Source organism: Massilia sp. CFBP9012, from assembly GCF_034045115.1.
GTDB lineage: Bacteria > Pseudomonadota > Gammaproteobacteria > Burkholderiales > Burkholderiaceae_D > Telluria.
On sequence record NZ_JAXCWM010000004.1, the window covers coordinates 255,978 to 272,755 of the forward strand.

18 protein-coding genes are annotated in these 16,778 nt (G+C 65.6%); 9 read left to right on the forward strand and 9 right to left on the reverse strand.

Annotation, left to right across the window (positions count from 1 at the left end; translation table 11 throughout):
- Positions 1–206 precede the first annotated feature (206 nt).
- Positions 207–1,556 carry a GIN domain-containing protein gene (locus tag SOM61_RS08245; RefSeq protein ID WP_320473628.1) on the reverse strand — a complete coding sequence of 450 codons (1,350 nt, stop codon included), beginning with the start codon at positions 1,554–1,556 and terminating at the stop codon, positions 207–209.
- Between the two features lie 200 nt (positions 1,557–1,756).
- Here SOM61_RS08245 and SOM61_RS08250 point away from each other — a divergent pair, with 200 nt between their 5' ends.
- Genes SOM61_RS08250 through SOM61_RS08270 form a run of 5 tightly spaced genes read left to right on the forward strand, consistent with a single transcriptional unit; the run spans position 1,757 to position 5,426 of the window.
- The gene (locus tag SOM61_RS08250) at positions 1,757–2,254 is read left to right on the forward strand and encodes a hypothetical protein (RefSeq protein ID WP_320473629.1); all 498 of its coding nucleotides are present in this window, start codon (positions 1,757–1,759) and stop codon (positions 2,252–2,254) included.
- Between the two features lie 30 nt (positions 2,255–2,284).
- Entirely contained in the window at positions 2,285–3,937 is a 1,653-nt protein-coding gene (locus SOM61_RS08255) for an AAA family ATPase (protein WP_320473630.1), read from the forward strand.
- A gap of 1 nt (position 3,938) precedes the next feature.
- Positions 3,939–4,640: a general secretion pathway protein GspB gene (locus SOM61_RS08260; protein ID WP_320473631.1), complete on the forward strand. Its 702-nt coding sequence runs from the start codon at positions 3,939–3,941 to the stop codon at positions 4,638–4,640.
- Positions 4,627–5,211, forward strand: a complete 585-nt coding sequence (mobB, locus tag SOM61_RS08265; protein WP_320473632.1) for a molybdopterin-guanine dinucleotide biosynthesis protein B — start codon at positions 4,627–4,629, stop codon at positions 5,209–5,211. The genes SOM61_RS08260 and mobB overlap by 14 nt, the downstream gene beginning before the upstream one ends.
- Before the next feature lie 23 nt (positions 5,212–5,234).
- Positions 5,235–5,426, forward strand: coding sequence for a YjfB family protein (locus SOM61_RS08270; RefSeq protein ID WP_320473633.1), 192 nt, complete (start codon positions 5,235–5,237; stop codon positions 5,424–5,426).
- Between the two features lie 128 nt (positions 5,427–5,554).
- Here SOM61_RS08270 and SOM61_RS08275 read toward each other — a convergent pair whose 3' ends face one another.
- The 3 genes from SOM61_RS08275 to fumC form a co-directional block, all read right to left on the reverse strand.
- Complete coding sequence (locus SOM61_RS08275) at positions 5,555–5,839, reverse strand: DUF883 family protein (RefSeq protein ID WP_320473634.1); 285 nt, start codon at positions 5,837–5,839, stop codon at positions 5,555–5,557.
- Between the two features lie 142 nt (positions 5,840–5,981).
- Complete coding sequence (locus SOM61_RS08280) at positions 5,982–6,194, reverse strand: RNA-binding S4 domain-containing protein (RefSeq protein WP_320473635.1); 213 nt, start codon at positions 6,192–6,194, stop codon at positions 5,982–5,984.
- Between the two features lie 134 nt (positions 6,195–6,328).
- The gene (fumC, locus tag SOM61_RS08285) at positions 6,329–7,723 is read right to left on the reverse strand and encodes a class II fumarate hydratase (RefSeq protein WP_320473636.1); all 1,395 of its coding nucleotides are present in this window, start codon (positions 7,721–7,723) and stop codon (positions 6,329–6,331) included.
- Positions 7,724–7,811: 88 nt separating this feature from the next.
- Between fumC and SOM61_RS08290 the strand changes: the two genes are divergently transcribed.
- A complete protein-coding gene (locus tag SOM61_RS08290; RefSeq protein WP_320473637.1) occupies positions 7,812–8,915 on the forward strand; it encodes a FimV/HubP-related protein in 1,104 nt (367 codons plus the stop codon).
- A 357-nt stretch (positions 8,916–9,272) separates the two neighbouring features.
- On the opposite strand, the gene SOM61_RS08295 is transcribed toward SOM61_RS08290, so the two are convergent.
- Positions 9,273–9,554 (reverse strand): flagellar protein FliT, encoded by a 282-nt coding sequence (locus tag SOM61_RS08295; RefSeq protein ID WP_320473638.1) that lies wholly within the window; start codon positions 9,552–9,554, stop codon positions 9,273–9,275.
- A gap of 178 nt (positions 9,555–9,732) precedes the next feature.
- On the opposite strand from SOM61_RS08295, the gene SOM61_RS08300 reads away from it, so the two are divergent.
- Both SOM61_RS08300 and SOM61_RS08305 read left to right on the forward strand, forming a co-directional pair.
- Positions 9,733–10,392, forward strand: a complete 660-nt coding sequence (locus tag SOM61_RS08300) for a class I SAM-dependent methyltransferase (protein ID WP_320473793.1) — start codon at positions 9,733–9,735, stop codon at positions 10,390–10,392.
- Between the two features lie 72 nt (positions 10,393–10,464).
- A complete protein-coding gene (locus tag SOM61_RS08305; protein WP_137174977.1) occupies positions 10,465–10,641 on the forward strand; it encodes a CsbD family protein in 177 nt (58 codons plus the stop codon).
- Positions 10,642–10,693: 52 nt separating this feature from the next.
- On the opposite strand, the gene SOM61_RS08310 is transcribed toward SOM61_RS08305, so the two are convergent.
- On the reverse strand, positions 10,694–11,263 hold the full coding sequence (locus tag SOM61_RS08310) for a YybH family protein (protein WP_320473639.1): 570 nt from the start codon (positions 11,261–11,263) through the stop codon (positions 10,694–10,696).
- A 106-nt stretch (positions 11,264–11,369) separates the two neighbouring features.
- On the reverse strand, positions 11,370–12,458 hold the full coding sequence (locus SOM61_RS08315; RefSeq protein ID WP_320473640.1) for an AI-2E family transporter: 1,089 nt from the start codon (positions 12,456–12,458) through the stop codon (positions 11,370–11,372).
- Positions 12,459–12,641: 183 nt separating this feature from the next.
- On the opposite strand from SOM61_RS08315, the gene SOM61_RS08320 reads away from it, so the two are divergent.
- The gene (locus SOM61_RS08320) at positions 12,642–12,848 is read left to right on the forward strand and encodes a CsbD family protein (RefSeq protein ID WP_123070604.1); all 207 of its coding nucleotides are present in this window, start codon (positions 12,642–12,644) and stop codon (positions 12,846–12,848) included.
- Between the two features lie 134 nt (positions 12,849–12,982).
- Here SOM61_RS08320 and SOM61_RS08325 read toward each other — a convergent pair whose 3' ends face one another.
- Together SOM61_RS08325 and SOM61_RS08330 are read right to left on the reverse strand one after the other, a co-directional pair.
- Positions 12,983–15,202 carry a S9 family peptidase gene (locus tag SOM61_RS08325; RefSeq protein WP_320473641.1) on the reverse strand — a complete coding sequence of 740 codons (2,220 nt, stop codon included), beginning with the start codon at positions 15,200–15,202 and terminating at the stop codon, positions 12,983–12,985.
- A 52-nt stretch (positions 15,203–15,254) separates the two neighbouring features.
- Positions 15,255–16,679, reverse strand: a complete 1,425-nt coding sequence (locus tag SOM61_RS08330) for an MATE family efflux transporter (RefSeq protein ID WP_320473642.1) — start codon at positions 16,677–16,679, stop codon at positions 15,255–15,257.
- Between the last annotated feature and the right edge of the window lie 99 nt (positions 16,680–16,778).

Consider the following 16,778-nt stretch of genomic DNA (forward strand, 5'->3'; position numbering starts at 1 on the left):
ATGCGGACCAAAGGCCAGGTATAGCTTGCGCTTATGCTGGCGAGCGGTCTGGTGATGGAATGTGGGATTGGTATTGTTATTGGTACTGTGCGGGGAGTGGGCGAGGGCGTGGAAGGAAGGGCGGAAGAAGTATTGCCGAGACTGTACCGCTGGCCCGGGTGCAAGGTCAAAACGGCACGCCGCAGGCGGCGGCCGTTGTTTGTGGTCTACTGCGGCGCGTGGCTGCTGCCGCGGCGGTCGACCACCAGCAGCTGGCCGTTGCCACCCGCCGCCGCATTGCCCGCGCGTTCGGCCACATGCACCCGGGCGGTGCCGGGGCCGCTGACTGCGATGTCGGCGCGGTCGGCCTTGAGGCGGTTGCCGTCCAGGCTGCCCGAGCCGCTCAGGCGGGCGTGAACCATCCCGACCTGGCCGCTGATGCGGGCGCTGCCCGGGCCGTCCGAGGTCAGGACCAGGCGCTTGCCCTGGATCGCCGACGTCAGGCTGCCCGAACCGCGCAGTTCCGCCTCCAGCGTGTCCGAGACCTGGGCCAGTTCGATGCCGCCCGGGCCGCGTGCCTTGAGCGTGGCTTTCGTGACCGTGAGGCCGCCGGCGTCGATATCGCCCGAGCCCGACATCTGCGCCTTGAATTCGCCCACCGTGCCGGCCAGCCGGGCGTCGCCCGGCCCATGCAGGCGCAAGGTGGCCGCTTTCGCGCGCAGGCCGAGCGCGGTCAGGTTGCCCGAGCCGCCGACTTCGGCGTCGAGTTGGGTGATGGCGCCGCCCAGGCAGACGTCGCCGGGACCGCTTTGCAAGGTGCTGGCGCGGCCGGCGGCCAGGTCGCAGGCGTCGAGGGAGCCCGAGCCGGTCACTTCGGCGCGCACTTCGCCGCTGGCGCCGCGCAGCACCATGTCGCCGGGACCGGAGAGGCGCGCTTCCAGGCGCGCCAGGCGCAGGCCGTCGGCCTCGAGGTCGCCCGAGCCGCTGATCTTGGCGTGCAGTGAGCCGTCGATATTGGCCAGCCGCACGTCGCCGGGACCGGACAGCGTGAGCGCCACATTGCTGGCCCGCAGTCGCTGCAGTTTGGCGTCGCCGCTGCCGCTCACGGTCAGCGCCAGGTCGCGCACCGCGCCGGAGACTTCCAGGTCGCCCGGGCCGTTGAGGTTGAGCGCGAAGCGCTCTCCGCTCACCTGGCCCAGCGTGGTGTCGCCGCTGCCCGACATCGACAGGCTTTTCAGAGCCGGCGCGCCGATGTGGATGACCACGGTTTCGCGCCGCGGGCCGAAGCCGAAGCTGAACAGCTTGCCCTCCTTGGGCCGCACCACCAGGGTGTCGCCGCGCACGAAGGTCTCGACCTCGTCGAGCTGCTGGCGTTCGCCGCGCAGGCTCAGGCCGGGCCGGCCCTGGGTGTCGATGGCGACCTCGTACGGACCGTTCAACTCGATGGCGCTGAAGGCCGCGACGCTGCGCTGTTCGGAGACCGCCTTGGTTGGGGTGTCCGCCTGGCTGTTGTCGATCGATAGGAAGGCGGCGCCGAGGGCGACGGCCAGCAGGGTGGTTTTTTGCACGATGTGCATATTATTCCTGGCCTGGAGTCGATGGGAGCCTGAACGATACGCCGGCGCTGCGCGCGGTGCATGACGAAACCGATGAAGCGGTGGATTCGTGGACTCAACTGCACCCCCATGCGACGAACCGTGCGCCGTCCGCGACAATCCGCGGTGCCCGCCACGGCGTGGAATGTCATAATGTCGAGATCGTCGAAAAAAGGATGTCCATGATTCGCCACCCAGGGCTGCAGGGCAAGACCCGGTCCACGCTGCGCGCCTTGCCGCTGCTGGCAGGGCTCGTCTGCAGCAGCGCGATGGCGGCGCCGTCGACCTTCGGGCCGGTGATCGGCAGCGCGCTGCTGTGCCGCAGCCAGCTGGACAACGCCTATTTCCACGCCTACCTGACCCAGGCCTTCGGCCCGGCCTACAAGCGCGAGGGCGGGGCCTGGTGGTTCAAGGCCGAGGCCTCGCTGTGGGGCGCCCAGGTGAGCGAGGTGATGGTCAGCGACGATACCAGCAACCTGGTGTTCGTCGCCGCCATCGTCGACAGCAAGCCCGAGGAATTCGAGAAAGCAGTGCGCGCCGGCGCCGGCGTCGCCTTCAAACCGGTGGACGCCTCGCGCTACCCTTTGCGCAAGTCAAACCCGGGCAGCACGATCGCCTATGCCAGGGACAAAAGCAAAATATACTGCGCGAAGTTCAAGCCGCAGCCTCCCGGCCGCTAGCCACGCACGCAAACTGGTACGCCCCAACGCATGTACAACCATTATTTCCAGCTCAAGCACGCTCCGTTCTCGATCGCGCCCGATCCGCGCTACCTGTTCATGAGCGAGCGGCACCGCGAGGCGCTGGCCCATCTGCTGTACGGCATCGGCAGCGGCGGCGGCTTCGTCCTGCTGACGGGCGAGATCGGCGCCGGCAAGACCACCGTGTGCCGCTGCTTCATCGAGCAGATTCCCGATAATTGCCGCCTGGCCTATATCTTCAATCCGCGCCTGAACGCCGAAGAGCTGCTGCAGACGATTTGCGACGAGCTGCACATCGCGCTGCCGCCCGGGGTGGGCGGCGTCAAATCCCATGTCGATGCGATCAACCGCCACCTGCTCGAATCGCATGCCCAGGGCCTGAACAATGTGCTGGTGATCGACGAGGCCCAGAACCTGTCGAGCGAGGTGCTCGAGCAGCTGCGTCTGTTGACCAATCTCGAGACCAGCGAGCGCAAGCTGCTGCAGATCATCCTGATCGGCCAGCCCGAGCTGCGCACCATGCTGGCGCGCCCGGAGCTGGAGCAGCTGGCGCAGCGCGTGATCGCGCGCTATCACCTGGGGCCGCTGTCCGAGCAGGAAACCGGGGCTTATATTTCGCACCGGCTGGCGGTGTCCGGGGCGGCCGGGATGCCGTTCCCACAGGGCTTGACGGCATTGGTGCACCGCCTGACGCATGGCGTGCCGCGCCGGATCAACCTGCTGTGCGACCGCGCGCTGCTGGGCGCCTATGTCGAGAACAGCCCGCAAGTCACGCGCGCCATCCTGCAGAAGTCGGCCGAGGAAGTGTTCGCCGGCGAGCCGGCCGCACGCAAGCCGCTGCGCTGGCCGCTGCTGGCGGGCGGGGCACTGGCCGGGGTGGCGATCAGCGCCGCGGCCTGGCAGATGCTGCCGCAGCAGCAGGCGCAGCAGGCGCAGCCGGCCACCGCGCAAGCGGCGCCGGCCGCCGTGAAGCAGGTGGCGGCCAAGCCGGCGCCTGCGCCGACGCCGGCGCAGATCAAGGCCGCGCCCGTGGCCGGCGCCGATTTTGCGGCCGGCAAGAGCGAGAACGATGCGCTGCGCGCGCTGGCCGCCCTGTGGGGACCGTCGTTCGCCGGCATTGCCGGCGCCAGCCCGAAGGCCACCTGCGAGGCGGCCCAGCGCGCCAACCTGCGCTGCCATGGGGGCCGCGGTGGCCTGTACGAGCTGCGCCTGCTGGATCGGCCGGCCGTGGTCACGCTGCACGACGGCCCGCGCACCGGCTATGCGGTGCTGGTCGGAATGGACGAGGGCAGCGTGCTGCTGGCCGTGGACGGGCGCCGCGAGCGGGTCGCGATTCCCGCCTTCGTCGCGCGCTTCGGCGGCGAGTTCACGACCTTCTGGCGCATGCCGGGGGCGTTTCGCGACGTCGTGGGGCAGGGCGAACGTGGTCCCGACGTCGACTGGATCGCCCAGCGCCTGGCTGGCCTGAACAAGACGACCGCGCCGGCGCTCGACCAGCCGCTGGACGCGCGCACGCAGGAATGGCTGCGCGCCTTCCAGGCGGCCCAGGACCTGAAGGCGGACGGCGTGGCCGGACCGCGCACCTATATGCGTCTGAACCAGCTGTCCGGCGTGGCCGAGCCGCGCCTGCTGGCCGGTCCAGTGAAGGGGGCGGGAAACTGATATGTCGTACATCCTCGAAGCACTCAAGAAGGCCCAGGCCGAACGCCAGCTGGGCAACGCCCCGACCATTCACGCGCCGCCGCCCATGTATGCGGCGCCGGATCGCGCCCAGGGCGGGCACCGGCGCCATCTCATGATCGGCCTCGGGCTGGGCGTGCTGGTGGCGGCGGGCGCCTTGCTGTGGGTGCGCCATGGGGGCGAACAGCCGGTGCGGCTGGCGGCGGCGCCGGTGTCTGCGCCCGCACCCGCACCTGCACCTGCTCCCGCTCCCGCTCCCGCGCCCACGGCGGTTGCTGTACCGCCTGTCGCACCAACACCGGCACCAACACCGGCACCAACACCGGCACCGGCCCCGCGCGAAGCCGCCCCGGTGGCCGCGAAACCGGCTCCGCCCCCGGCCGAGGTGGCCGAACCGGCGCCGCCACCAGTGCGCGTGGCCGAAGCGCCGGTATCCGCAACGCCTGCCGGCGAGGATAACCTGCGCACCCTGCAGCAATTGCCCGAGGCGGTCAGGCGCGAGATCCCGCAAGTGAGCTTTGGCGGCTATATCTATTCGCCGACGCCGGGCGAGAGCTTGCTGCTGGTGGACAAGATGCTGCGCCGCGAAGGCGAGGAAGTGGCGCCCGGCCTGGTGCTCGAGCGCCTGATGCCGAAGGCGGCCGTGATGAACTACCGGGGAACCCGCTACCGTGTCGCGTACTGACGTGCCGAGTACGGCGCAAGGGCAGGGACCCGGTCCGGTCCTGGGCGTGGTGGGCTGGTCGGGCAGCGGCAAGACCACCTTGCTGGAAGGGCTGGTCGCGCGCCTGGCGCAGGATGGCTTGCGGGTGAATATCGTCAAGCACAGCCACCATGACATCGAACTCGAGCCGCCGCGCAAGGACAGCGCGCGCCTGCGCCTGGCCGGGGCGGCCGAGGTGATGATCGCCTCGCCTTATCGCATTGCCATCATGCGCGAGCTGCGCGCAGCGCCGGAGCCGGGGCTGGTCGCACTGCTGGCGCGGCTGTCGCCGGCCGACCTGACCCTGGTCGAAGGTTATAAGTGGGAAGCCCTGCCCAAGCTCGAGGTGCACCGCCCGAGCCTGGGCAAGCCGCCGCTGTTCCGGGACGACGCCACGATCCTGGCCGTGGTCTCGGACGTGGCGCGGCCGGTCGACGCGCGCGCCGGCCTCGCCTGGCTCGACTTGAACGACCTGGGCGGGGTGGTGGACTGGGTTTGCGGATGGTTAAAGACGAGGCCTCAAGTTTCGGTCGATGGGGCCGTTAAAGACTGACAAGTCTTTTTCTGGAGAGGTGTATGGACGTTACGAATATTGCCAAGCTTGCGACCAGCATGGCCGAAACCGGTATCCGTCAGGAAGTGGGCGTTACCATGCTCAAGAAATCCATGGACATCCAGGCGGTGTCGGCCGCCCAGCTGCTGGACGCGCTGCCACAACCGCAAAGCCTGCCGCCGCACCTGGGCAATACGATCAATACCAAGGCTTGAATTTCAAGCCTGCATCCAGGGCTTGAATCCGGCGCGAACTTAAGCGCAAAAGCCGGATCGAAGATCACACGGGATTGTTTCTTGCCCGTTAAAACCCGGCTTGCATGCCGGGTTTTTGCTTTCGTCGTTTAGTGGAAGGCGCGCAGGATGCGTGCCTCGCCCGACCTGTCCCTGTAGCGGTCGTTGGCGGCGCGGGTGGCGGCCATCATGCGCTCCAGTTGCGCATCCTCGAAGCGGGACAGTTCTTCATTCGCCGCTTCCAGGGCGAGCGACAGCTTGGCGCGCGCGTTCTGGTACAGGGCGCTGGAGTAATGATCGGTATTCTTGAGCAGTTCTTCCGCGTTTTCGATCACGAGGCGCAGGTCGCCAATCAATTGCTCCTGCGTTTGTGCATGCTGTTCCGGGGTTTCCATCGCCTTCACCTCTAAGCCGTATGAGTGACGTCTTAAAATATAAACAAGGAAGCCCCGCTCTGTTTGTTAGTGCGCAAACATAAGAACGCCGTTCTGGCGCCCCATTTCTTCGCACTATAGGCCCGGCCTGCGGCCCAACAGCTTACTGCACGGTGATGCGCAGGTCGCCGACCGAGACGGTCTGGCCACTGCGGATCTTCGCCGTTTTGCGCAGCTCTTGTTTACCATCGACCGACACCGCGCCGCTGGCGACCATATTCTTGCCGGCGCCGCCGCTATCGACCAGGCCGACCAGCTTCAGCAGCTGGTTGACCTCGACGAATTCTGATGTCAAATCGAAAACTATTTTTTGCATTCTATCCTCGGGTTGGTGATGGCGGCGTACGATTGATGAGGCCGCTTTGTACTGGCGCAGATACTGGCGCAAATATGGCGCAGATACCGGCGCAAACAAGGGCGCAAACAACGTCCATGCGCGCCCTCGTCGGCTTACACCGGATCCGGACGCGTCATATCGATCGGCACGATCCACTGGTCGAACTGCTGTTCGTCGACGAAGCCGCTCTGCAGGGCGGCCTGGCGCAAGGTCAGGCCGTCCGTCGATGCCTTCTTGGCGATCTGCGCGGCGCGATCATACCCGATGTGCGGCGCCAGCGCAGTCACCAGCATCAGCGATTTTTCCATCAGCTCGCCGATGCGGGCGCGGTTGGGCTCGATACCCTGGGCGCAATGCTGGTCGAAGGAGCGCATGCCGTCGGCCAGCAGGCGTGCGCTTTGCAGGAAGTTGTGCACGATCATGGGCTTGAACACATTGAGTTCGAAATTGCCCTGGGAACCGCCGACCGTGATGGCGACGTCATTGCCGAACACCTGGCAGCACAGCATGGTGAGCGCCTCGCACTGGGTCGGATTGACCTTGCCCGGCATGATCGAGCTGCCCGGCTCGTTCTCGGGGATGGTGATCTCGCCCAGGCCCGAGCGGGGGCCGGACGCCATCCAGCGCACGTCGTTGGCGATCTTCATGAGGGCCGTGGCCAGCGTCTTGAAGGCGCCGTGGGCGGCGACCATGGCGTCGTGGGCGGCCAGGGCCATGAACTTGTTCGGCGCGGTCTTGAACGACAGGCCGGTGCGCGAGCCGAGCTCGGCCGCGATGCGCGGGGCGAATTCAGGGTGGGCGTTCAGGCCGGTGCCCACGGCGGTGCCGCCGGCGGCCAACAGCAGCAGGCCGGGCAGGGCGGACTTGAGCTGCTGCTCGGAATACTCGAGCTGGGCCACGTAGCCGGAGAATTCCTGGCCCAGGGTCAGCGGCGTCGCATCCTGCAGGTGGGTGCGACCGATCTTGACGATCGGTTCGAAGTCGCGCGATTTGCGCAGCAGGGTGCCGCGCAGCTGGGCCAGCGCCGGCAAGACCTCTTTGGCCAGGGCCCAGGCGGCGGCCACGTGCATGGCGGTCGGGAAGATGTCGTTCGACGACTGGCCCATATTGACGTGGTCGTTCGGGTGCAGCATGCGGCCTTCGCCGCGCTCGCCACCGAGCAGCTCGGAGCCGCGGTTGGCCAGCACTTCGTTCATGTTCATATTGCTCTGCGTGCCCGAGCCGGTCTGCCACACGGCGAGCGGGAATTCGGCCGGGTGGCGGCCGTCGAGCACTTCGTCCGCAGCCCGGATGATGGCGTCGGCCTTGTCGCTGGAAAGCTTGCCGAGCGAGCGGTTGACCGCCGCCGCCGCGCGCTTGACCTGGGCCAGCGCCGCGACCAGCTCGGGCGCCATGCGCTCGGTGGAGATGTGGAAGTGGTGGAGCGAGCGCTGGGTCTGCGCACCCCATAGACGATCGGCGGCTACCTCGATCGGGCCAAAGCTGTCCTTCTCAATCCTGTTTTCCATAGACATTCCTGTTGTGCAAGGGGCTGGGATTAAAGAGTTTATCGCAATGTCCGTTAATTACGCTTGGGCTTCTCTCTCGGTATTCCTTATGGCTAGCCGCCTCCCCTTGATCATCACTTGCGCGCTGCTGTCCAGCGCTGCCGGCGCAGCCGAACTGGGCGAAGCGCAGGTCCGTTCATACATCGGCCAGCAGCTCGTGGCCGACATCGAACTGACCATGCTCGACGCGCCGGCGACCCCGGTCCAGGTGCGCCTGGCCGACCCGAACGTCTACCGCGGCGCCAATATCGGCATGCCACACGTGCTGTCGACACTCAATATGACTGTGACGCAGCGCGACGGCCGCCAGTTCCTGCGCGTGACGTCGCTGGCCCCGGTCGAATCAAGCCGGCTGCACTTGTACCTGGAATTGTCCGATGGCGGCCAGCGCGGCGTTCGCCTGGTGACCTTGCCGATGGCGCCGAATCCGAATCCGCCGCCACCGCCGGCGCCGGTCAGGATTGCGGCGCCGGTGGTGGCCGACACGCCCGCGCCCGCGCCAGTCGTGGCCAAGCCGCCACCGAGGCCGCGTCCGGCGCCGCCGCCCAAGCCGGTGGTCGCCAAGATCGCGCCGGCGCCGAAGCAGGAACCCAAGCCCGAACCCACCCCGGAATTGAAGCAGGAAGCCAGGCCGGCACCGGTAGCGAAGCCTGAGCCGGCTCCCAAGGCGCTGCCCCTGCCGCTGGCCGCCGCGGCTGCGCCCGCCGCTTGCGCGCCCGCGCCCGACGTCGATCGATCGACCGTGTGCGCCGCGCTGGATTACAAGAATGCGCAGTTGCGCGAACAGATCGGCCAGCTGGAAGACAAGGTGAAGGTATTGCAGGTGGCGCTGGGCGCCAGTCCGGCGGCCGTCGGCAAGCCGCGGCCGGCCGACCCGAACAAGCCGCATCCGGCCCGGCGGCGTCCGGCGCCGGAGCCGGAGGCGTCCACGCCCTGGGGCTGGATCGCCGGTGGCCTTGGCGCCGTGCTGGCGCTGGCCGGCGCTGCGATCTTTATGGTTCGTCGTCGCAAGCGGGCAGGACATATCCAGCCCATGCCTGGCGTGCCCTTGATAACCCGCCTGCGCCAGCGTTTCGCGCGCAAGAAAGCCAGCCAGGAGCCGGTCGAGCCGAAGCTGGACGACGCTGAACAGGAAATGTCTACACAAGTTTGATTTTGCGTTATACTAAATTTGTGATCGATGAGGTCACAGACGGCACAGGGTCTGCGCAGCCACCACCGATAGCGTGGCGCGACAACAGGCGACCGTTGATGAAACGCCTGTGATCGGAAGCAGTCCATCTGCCTGCAGTGGCGGTGGACGCCGGGAGCAACCGGCAAGAGGCGACGCCAGCAGATAGCTGGGGTTCGCCCTCCACCCGATTCGCGGTCGAGCCCCTGGCTCGGCGGCAGCCAAGGCGCCCGATGGGCGCTTTTTCTTTGGCGCTTCAACTTTCCCTGCCGCCGCTGGTATTTGTTCCGGCAACAAAAAAGGCACCCGCAGGTGCCTTGATTCAGGATTCGCCAGGAATCAGTGCGCCTGCAGCGCGCGCTCCAGCTGGCCGTCGAATGGCTCGGTCACGTCGCGGATCGCGCGGTCGTTGGCCATCAGCTGCTTGAGCAGGTCGATCTTGCGCAGGCGCTGGGCGCCTTCCAGGGCCGGCATGCCGGCGGCGGCGCTACGCGCTTCGACCTTGGCTTCCACGTTCAGGTTGGCAAACTCGTTCCAATCCCCAGCCTTGGCGGCTTCCGACATCTGACGGGTCAGGCCAGCCAGGTTTTCATACATCGCGAGGGTTTCGTTTGCGTTCATGTTGCCACCAAAACAAGGAGTCGCCGGCCGGATTGCCGGTTGTCTGGTTCTTTTACGGCAGGGATTTTGGGAACTTTAGGGTTTCTTTGAAAAAATTTTGATTTTTTTTTCTGAAGCCGCCAAGCTGGTCGAATGCGCGGCGACAGCGTCGTTCGCCGCCGGCTGGCATACTGTCGTCATGGATCATGAGAACAATCACAATAAGACGCACGACGCACACGACGCGCACGATGACATCGCCCGCCGCACGCTGGCGCATTACGAGCGCAATGCCGATTCCTTCTTCGCCGGCACGATCGACCACGACGTCAGCCAGAACATCGCCGCCCTGCTTGAGGCGATCGACGCCCCGGCGCCGTACACCGTCCTCGACCTGGGCTGCGGCCCGGGACGCGACCTCAAGACCTTCAGCGCGCTCGGCCACCGCGCCATCGGCGTCGACGGCAGCGAGCGCTTCGTGGCTATGGCGCGCGACTACAGCGGCTGCGAGGTGTGGCACCAGGATTTCCTGCACCTTGATCTGCCTCAAGAGACCTTTGACGGCATCTTCGCCAACGCCGTCCTGTTCCATGTGCCCAGCGCCGCCTTGCCGCAGGTATTGACGAACCTGCATGCCGCGCTGAAACCGGGCGGGGTGCTGTTCAGTTCGAACCCGCGCGGCGAGAACCAGGAAGGCTGGAACGGCCCGCGTTATGGCAGCTTTTACGACTACGCCACCTGGGAACGCCATCTGCTCGCGGCCGGTTTCACGGCGCTGCATCACTACTACCGCCCACCCGGCTTGCCGCGCGACCAGCAACCGTGGCTTGCCAGCGTTTGGCGTAAGCCTGTTTGTTAAGCGTCGAACAGAACCGCCTGGAAGTTAATCCTATTCTTAAGGCTCATCCACGTAACAGGCAAGGAGATTGCAATGAACAAGGATCAAGTCAAAGGCAAGGCGAAGGAAATCGGCGGCAAGGTGCAGCAGAAAGTCGGCGAAGCCGTCGGCAGCCGCCAGCAGCAGAGCGAAGGCCTGTCGAACCAGGCTGAGGGCAAGGTTCAGAAGAAAGTCGGCGACGTGAAAGAAATCGCCAAAGGCAATCGCTGATCCAACCCGTCTTCCGGAACGGCCCGGTCGTGAAAACGACCGGGCCGTTCTGTTATCTGGCCGCCGTCTTGAAATAGGACTGGATGCTGTCCGCCGGCACGACCTTGGTGGAATTGTGTTCGCGGATGATGCGCCAGCCATCGGCATGGCAGCGCCAGGTCAGGGTCATCAGTGTACGAATCGGCCGCGCCGCGCCGGTGGCCGGTTCGATCAGGGCGACGAATTCGAGCGTCGAGACGGCCAGCTTGCCGCTGTATACCGCGGTCGGTTCGATGCTGATCGCGTGGCGTGCGCTGCGCAGCGCGCTGAAGATCGGCGCCCAGATGGCGCCATAGGCATCGGGATCGCGCACCGGGCGCGGATCGGACGAGAAATCGTCATAGTAGAGGCGATCGCGGGCATTGGACCATTCGTAGTCGCGGGCAAACTTTTCGCGGAACACCAGCGGGCCGTCGCCCGGTTTTCTTTCCCAGCCCACCATGACGATGTCGCGGGCGCGCTGCTCGGCGCTGCCCGGGCCGCTGGTGGGACACTGTCCAGTTGCCGCGGCTGACACGGTTTGTGCATGCGCCGCCTGCACGCTGGCAAGGACCAGCACGGCAATAATGGCGTGGCGTCTCATCTTCGTTCCTTTCGCGTCGTGGGAGCAGGCGTCCATCATGACGCCGCCTGGCACGCACGCGTAGACCTGAAAGTCCGGAAGATGTGCCCGATTTACCTGTATCCGCTCACGCTCCTTTCGCCGGTCTGTCCCCCAGCACGTCTTCTATATAAAGCATCTTGACCAGCACCGACAGCACGGCGGCCAGCGGCGTCGCCAGCGCCACGCCGGCAAAGCCGAACAGGGTGCCGAAGATCAGTTGCATCACGATCACCAGCGCGGGCGGCAGGTCGATCGCCTTGGCTTCAATCATCGGCTGCAGTACATAACCTTCGAGCATATTGATTGCGGCGAACAGCAGCAGCGCATACATCGCCATTTCCGGGCTGATCGACAGCGCCAGCAGCACGGCCGGGATACCGGCCATGATCGGGCCGAGGTAGGGGATGAAGTCGAGCAGGCCGGCGATGACGCCCAGGATCAGTGCCAGCGGCACGCCCAGCAGGGAGAGGCCGATCGCGGTGGTAGTGCCGACGATCAGCATCGACAACGCCTTGCCGAGCAGCCAGCTGGCCAGCGAATCGCCCATCTCGTCGATGACTTCGCGCGCCCGGCCGCGCTTGTGTTGCGGGATCAGGCGGATGAAGCCGCCCGTGTACACCCCCGGCGTGGCGGCAAAATAAATGCCGACGAAGATGATGATGATGATGTTGCCGAAAGCGCCCAGTATGCCCGTAAAGAACAGGCCGGCATTCGGCACCATCGAACTCATCTGTTTGACGATGTCTTCCGGCGGCGGCAGTTCGTCCACGACGCGCTTGAGCAGGGGATGCTGTGCGACTTCGCCCTGCAGGCGTTCGATCGCAGCCGGGATTTCCTTTGCCAGCTGGGTCGACTGCTCGGAAATCTGCGGCGCCATGACCCAGCCGCCCAGACCGACGATGGCGCCGAGCAGCAACACGACGATGCCGAGCGCGAGCTTGCGCCGCATGTGAAAACGCCGGTGCATGATCTCGCTCAATTTGTAGAGCAGGATCGCGAACAGGACGCAGGCGAACACCAGCAACAGCGCATCGGCCGCCAATACGACCGCGGCCAGGCCGAGGATGAATAGCACTGCGATGCCATTGACGAGGGTCACGCGGCGCGCCAGGCGGCGCTGGGCTTGTGGAGCTTCGTGGGTTTCCGGAACGGCTTCGGTATTGTTGTTATTCATGGAGGATTCTCTTCTTGAGCGGCGGGCCGCGTTGCAAGAAAAGATTAGCATTTAAGCTACAAAAACGTCGCGCGGATGGGGTCGCATTGCTGTGTGCGTGCGCTAACAGATGAGCAGGCGCGAAAGGGCTATTCTGTACTCATCGCATGGCCATTCAGGCATGCATTACTCAAGGAGAACACCATGAACAAAGACCAAGTCGAAGGCAAACTGAAAGACATCGGCGGCAAGATTCAAGAAGGCGCCGGTAAAGTGGTGGGCAGCACCGAACAGCAGGCGAAAGGCCTGGCAAACCAGGCCGAGGGCAAGACCCAGGAAGCCTACGGCGACGCGAAAGAAGTCGTGAAGGATGCCGTGGACGAAGTGAACCGTCCAAAGCCACGTCCGTAAGCTTTCAGTAGCTGAAAAATGTCGTCCCCGCGCAGGCGGGGACCCAAGTACTGCGAGCGTTATCGAGACGCCTGCAAACTTGGGTCCCCGCCTTCGCGGGGACGACGTGCATTTGACGTGCAGTTTTAGCTTGATCAGTTCGGCTGTGTGCCGCCCAGCTGCTTCTTGAAGTAGGACTCGATCAGGCCATACACGTGGCGCTGGTTGGTGCGGCCCGACATGCCGTGCTTGGCGCCCGGATAGGTCATCAGGTCGAACTGCACATTGCGCTTCACGAGTTCGTCGATCAACAGGGTGGTGTTCGAGAACAGCACATTGTCGTCGGCCATGCCGTGGATCAGCAGCAGGTGCGATTTCATGCCGTCCATGTGGGCGAACACGCCGCTGCGTTTGTACGCTTCCGGATCGCCCTTCGGCGTGCCGCCAACGTAGCGCTCGGTATAGTGGGTGTCGTACAGCGCCCAGTCGGTCACCGGCGCCACCGACACGCCCATCGCGATCTTGTCCGACGCAGCCGACAGCAGGCGCAGGGTCATGAAGCCGCCATAGCTCCAGCCAAACACGCCCACGCGTTTTGGATCGACGAAGCTCTGCTTGGCCAGCCAGTCGATGCCGGCCACCTGGTCATCGACTTCGTGCTTGCCCAGATTGTTGTGCAGCACGTCGGTGAACTGGCGCTCGCGCCGGCCCGAGCCGCGGTTGTCGAGGCGGAAGACCACGAAGCCCTGCTGCGCCATGTACTGGTCAAAATAATTGCCCCAGGCGCGAGTCACGCGCTGCGAATGTGGGCCGCCATAGGTGAACAGGAACACCGGGTAGCGTTTGTTCGCATCGAAACCGGCCGGCTTGATGATCGAATAGTGCAGGGTCTGGCCATCGGCCGCCTTCAGGGTGCCGTATTCGGTCGGCAGGTGCGCATCGAGATGGCGCGTGTACGGATGGTTGGCATTGAGTTCATTCTTCTCGATCCACTCGACCATGCTGCCGTCGGCGCGACGGATCGACACTTGCGGCGGGGTGCTCGGGTTCGAATAGGTGTCCACGAACAGCTTGCCGTTGCCGGCGAACGAGGCCTCGTGCCAGCCATCGCCCTGGGTGATGCGGGCTGGCTTGTCGGCGCCGCGGCCGTCCAGCGACAGCGCATAGGTCTGCTTGTCGATCACGGCGTCGCGGTTCGACGACACATAGATCTTGCCGGCGCCTTCATCGACCGCCAGGATATTGTCCACGCCCCAGTCGCCGCGCGAGATCGGGTGCAGCAGCTTGCCGTTCAGGTCGTACAAATACAGGTGCTTGCGGCCGCTGCGCTCGGACGCCCAGACGAAGGCCTGGCGGTTCTTGAGGAAGCGCAGGTCGTTATGGACTTCGACCCAGGTCTTGGAGGTTTCGGAGAACAGCGGACGCTGGGCCAGCGAGGCGACGTCGACCGCCACCAGGTCGAGGCGCTTCTGGTCGCGCGTCTGGCGCTGGTAGACGAGGGTCCTGGCGTCGGCGCTGAAGTCGGCGCGCACCAGGTAGATATCCTTGTCCTGGCCGAGGTCGATTTTCCGCTGCGCGCCGGTGGCTGGATCGACGATCATCAGCTCGATCGCCACGTTCGGATCGCCCGCGGCCGGGTAATGCTGGTCGATCACCTCGGTGCGGTCGGCGAAGATCTCGAAGCGGCGCACCACCGGCACCGGCGCGTCGTCGTAGCGGCGGTAGGCGATGTGCGAATCGTCCGGCGCCCAGTAGTAGCCGGTGTGCTGGTCCATCTCTTCCTGGGCGATGAATTCCGCTTCGCCATTGTGCACGGTGCCCTTGCCATCGGTCGTCAGCTGACGCTCGGCGCCGGTCGTGAGATCGATCACCACCAGGTTCTGGTTGCGCACGAAGGACACGTAGCGGCCGCGCGGCGAGATCTTCGGATCGATCACGTTGCCCGAGGCGACCTTGCGCGCGGCTTCCGGCTTGGCAGCGTCGACGAGATACAAGTCGCCGCCGATCGGCACCAGCAGGCGCTTGCCGTCGGGCGACCAGTAATAGTTGAGGATGCCCGACAGGCCGGCGGTACGCGCGCGTTCGCGTCGTGCTTTTTCCTCGAGCGACAACTCTTCGTTCGGCACCAGCTGCTTGGAGTCGACCAGGCGCTGCGTGGCCTTGCTCCTGGTGTTGTATTCCCACAGGTCGAGACGGTACTGGTCGTCGGCGCGCGGGCGCAGGAAGGTCACGCGTTCGCCGTCGGGCGACACGCGCAGATTGCGCACGCTGGCGCCGGCCAGCGAGGCTTCACCGTAGATGCGGTCCAGTGTCAGGCGTTCGGCCATGGCGGGAGAGGCCGCGAGGGCGGCCAGGAGAAGAAGAAGAGGGCGCATTGATGTCTCTTGAGGATTATTAATTTACAGCAATCGCGAGACGATACCAGAGTCAGCGGGGCTGCGCCATCGCGCCGTCGCGGATACGCTGGCGCGCCAGCTTCTCGAACTGCCAGGTCAGCAACACCGCCGCCACCGTCAAGGCCACCACCAGGCCGATCCAGAAGCCGGTGGCTTCCATCGGCGCGGCGGGCGCCCACGGGAACCAGGCCGGCGCCAGGCCGAGGATGCAGCCGAGCGGCAGCGACAGGCCCCAGAACGACAATAACTGGATCACCATCGGCGGGCGCGTCACCTGGTAGCCGCGGATGGCCGAGGCGGTGGCGACCTGCGTCGAGTCCGACAGCTGGAACAGGGCGGCGAACAGCAGCAGGTTGGCGGTCACCTGTTGCACCGCAGGATCGGAGGTGTACATGGCCGCGATCTCCCAGCGGAACAGGGCGATGCCGAGCGCCGCCACGACGCCGAAGCTGACCGAGACGCCCACGCCGACCCAGCCGACGAAGCGCGCGCGCACCGGATCGCCTTCGCCCATCGCCTGGCCGACGCGGGTGAGCATGCCGATCGCAAAGCTGAGCGGCACCATGAACACCAGCGAAGCGAAATTGAGCGCGATCTGGTGCGAGGACACCTGCACCACGCCATAGCGCGCAACCAGCAGGCTGATCAGGCCGAAGGCGCTGACCTCGGCAAAATAGGTGACGCCGATCGGCAGGCCAAGGCGCAGCTGGGCGCCGATCTCGCGGGCATCCGGTCCTTCGTAGCGGTCGAAGGGGTAAGTGAGGCGGTAGGCCGGCGAGCGCGTGACCCACCACAGCATGGCGCCCAGCATCAGCCACAGCGCGCTGGCGGTGGAGATCGCGCAGCCGACCGCGCCCAGCTGCGGGAAGCCGAACTTGCCGTACACCAGCACCCAGGCGACCACGGTGTTGAACACCAGGCCGAGGATGGCGATCCACATGATCGGCTTGGTCTGGTTGATGCTGGTGGTATAGCCATACAGCGCGCGGTACACGCCGAAGGCCGGCATGCCGATGCTGATCACGTGCAGGAACAGCGAAGCACGGTCGGCCACGTGGGCCTCCATGCCGATATGGTCGAACAGCAGGGTGCACAGGTTGGCGAACAGGCAGCCGACCAGGCCGACCAGCAAGCCCTTCCACATGGCCTGGCGCACCGAATGCGGCACCCGGTCGTGGCGCGCGGCGCCGATCTCGTGGGCGACCACGGTGTTAATCGCCATCATCGTGCCCATTACCGTCACCAGCACGATCGACCACACTGCCGTGCCCAGCGACACCGCCGCCAGCTCGTCGGCGCTGACGTGGCCGGTGAGGGCGACATCGACCACGCCCATGCCGACCGTCGCCAACTGGCCGACCAGCACCGGCCACGACAGGCGCCACAGGGTGGCGATCTCGGTGCGGACGGGCGTGGCGGTAGCGCTGGTGGCGTTGGTGGCGTTGGTGGCGGTCATGATGCAGATACAGAACGGTGGACCCGTGATTTTACTGACTTATTGTCAAGCCCGGTATTGCCAGGCGCGATTCGCTTATCGCAACGAGTTTCATCCCAT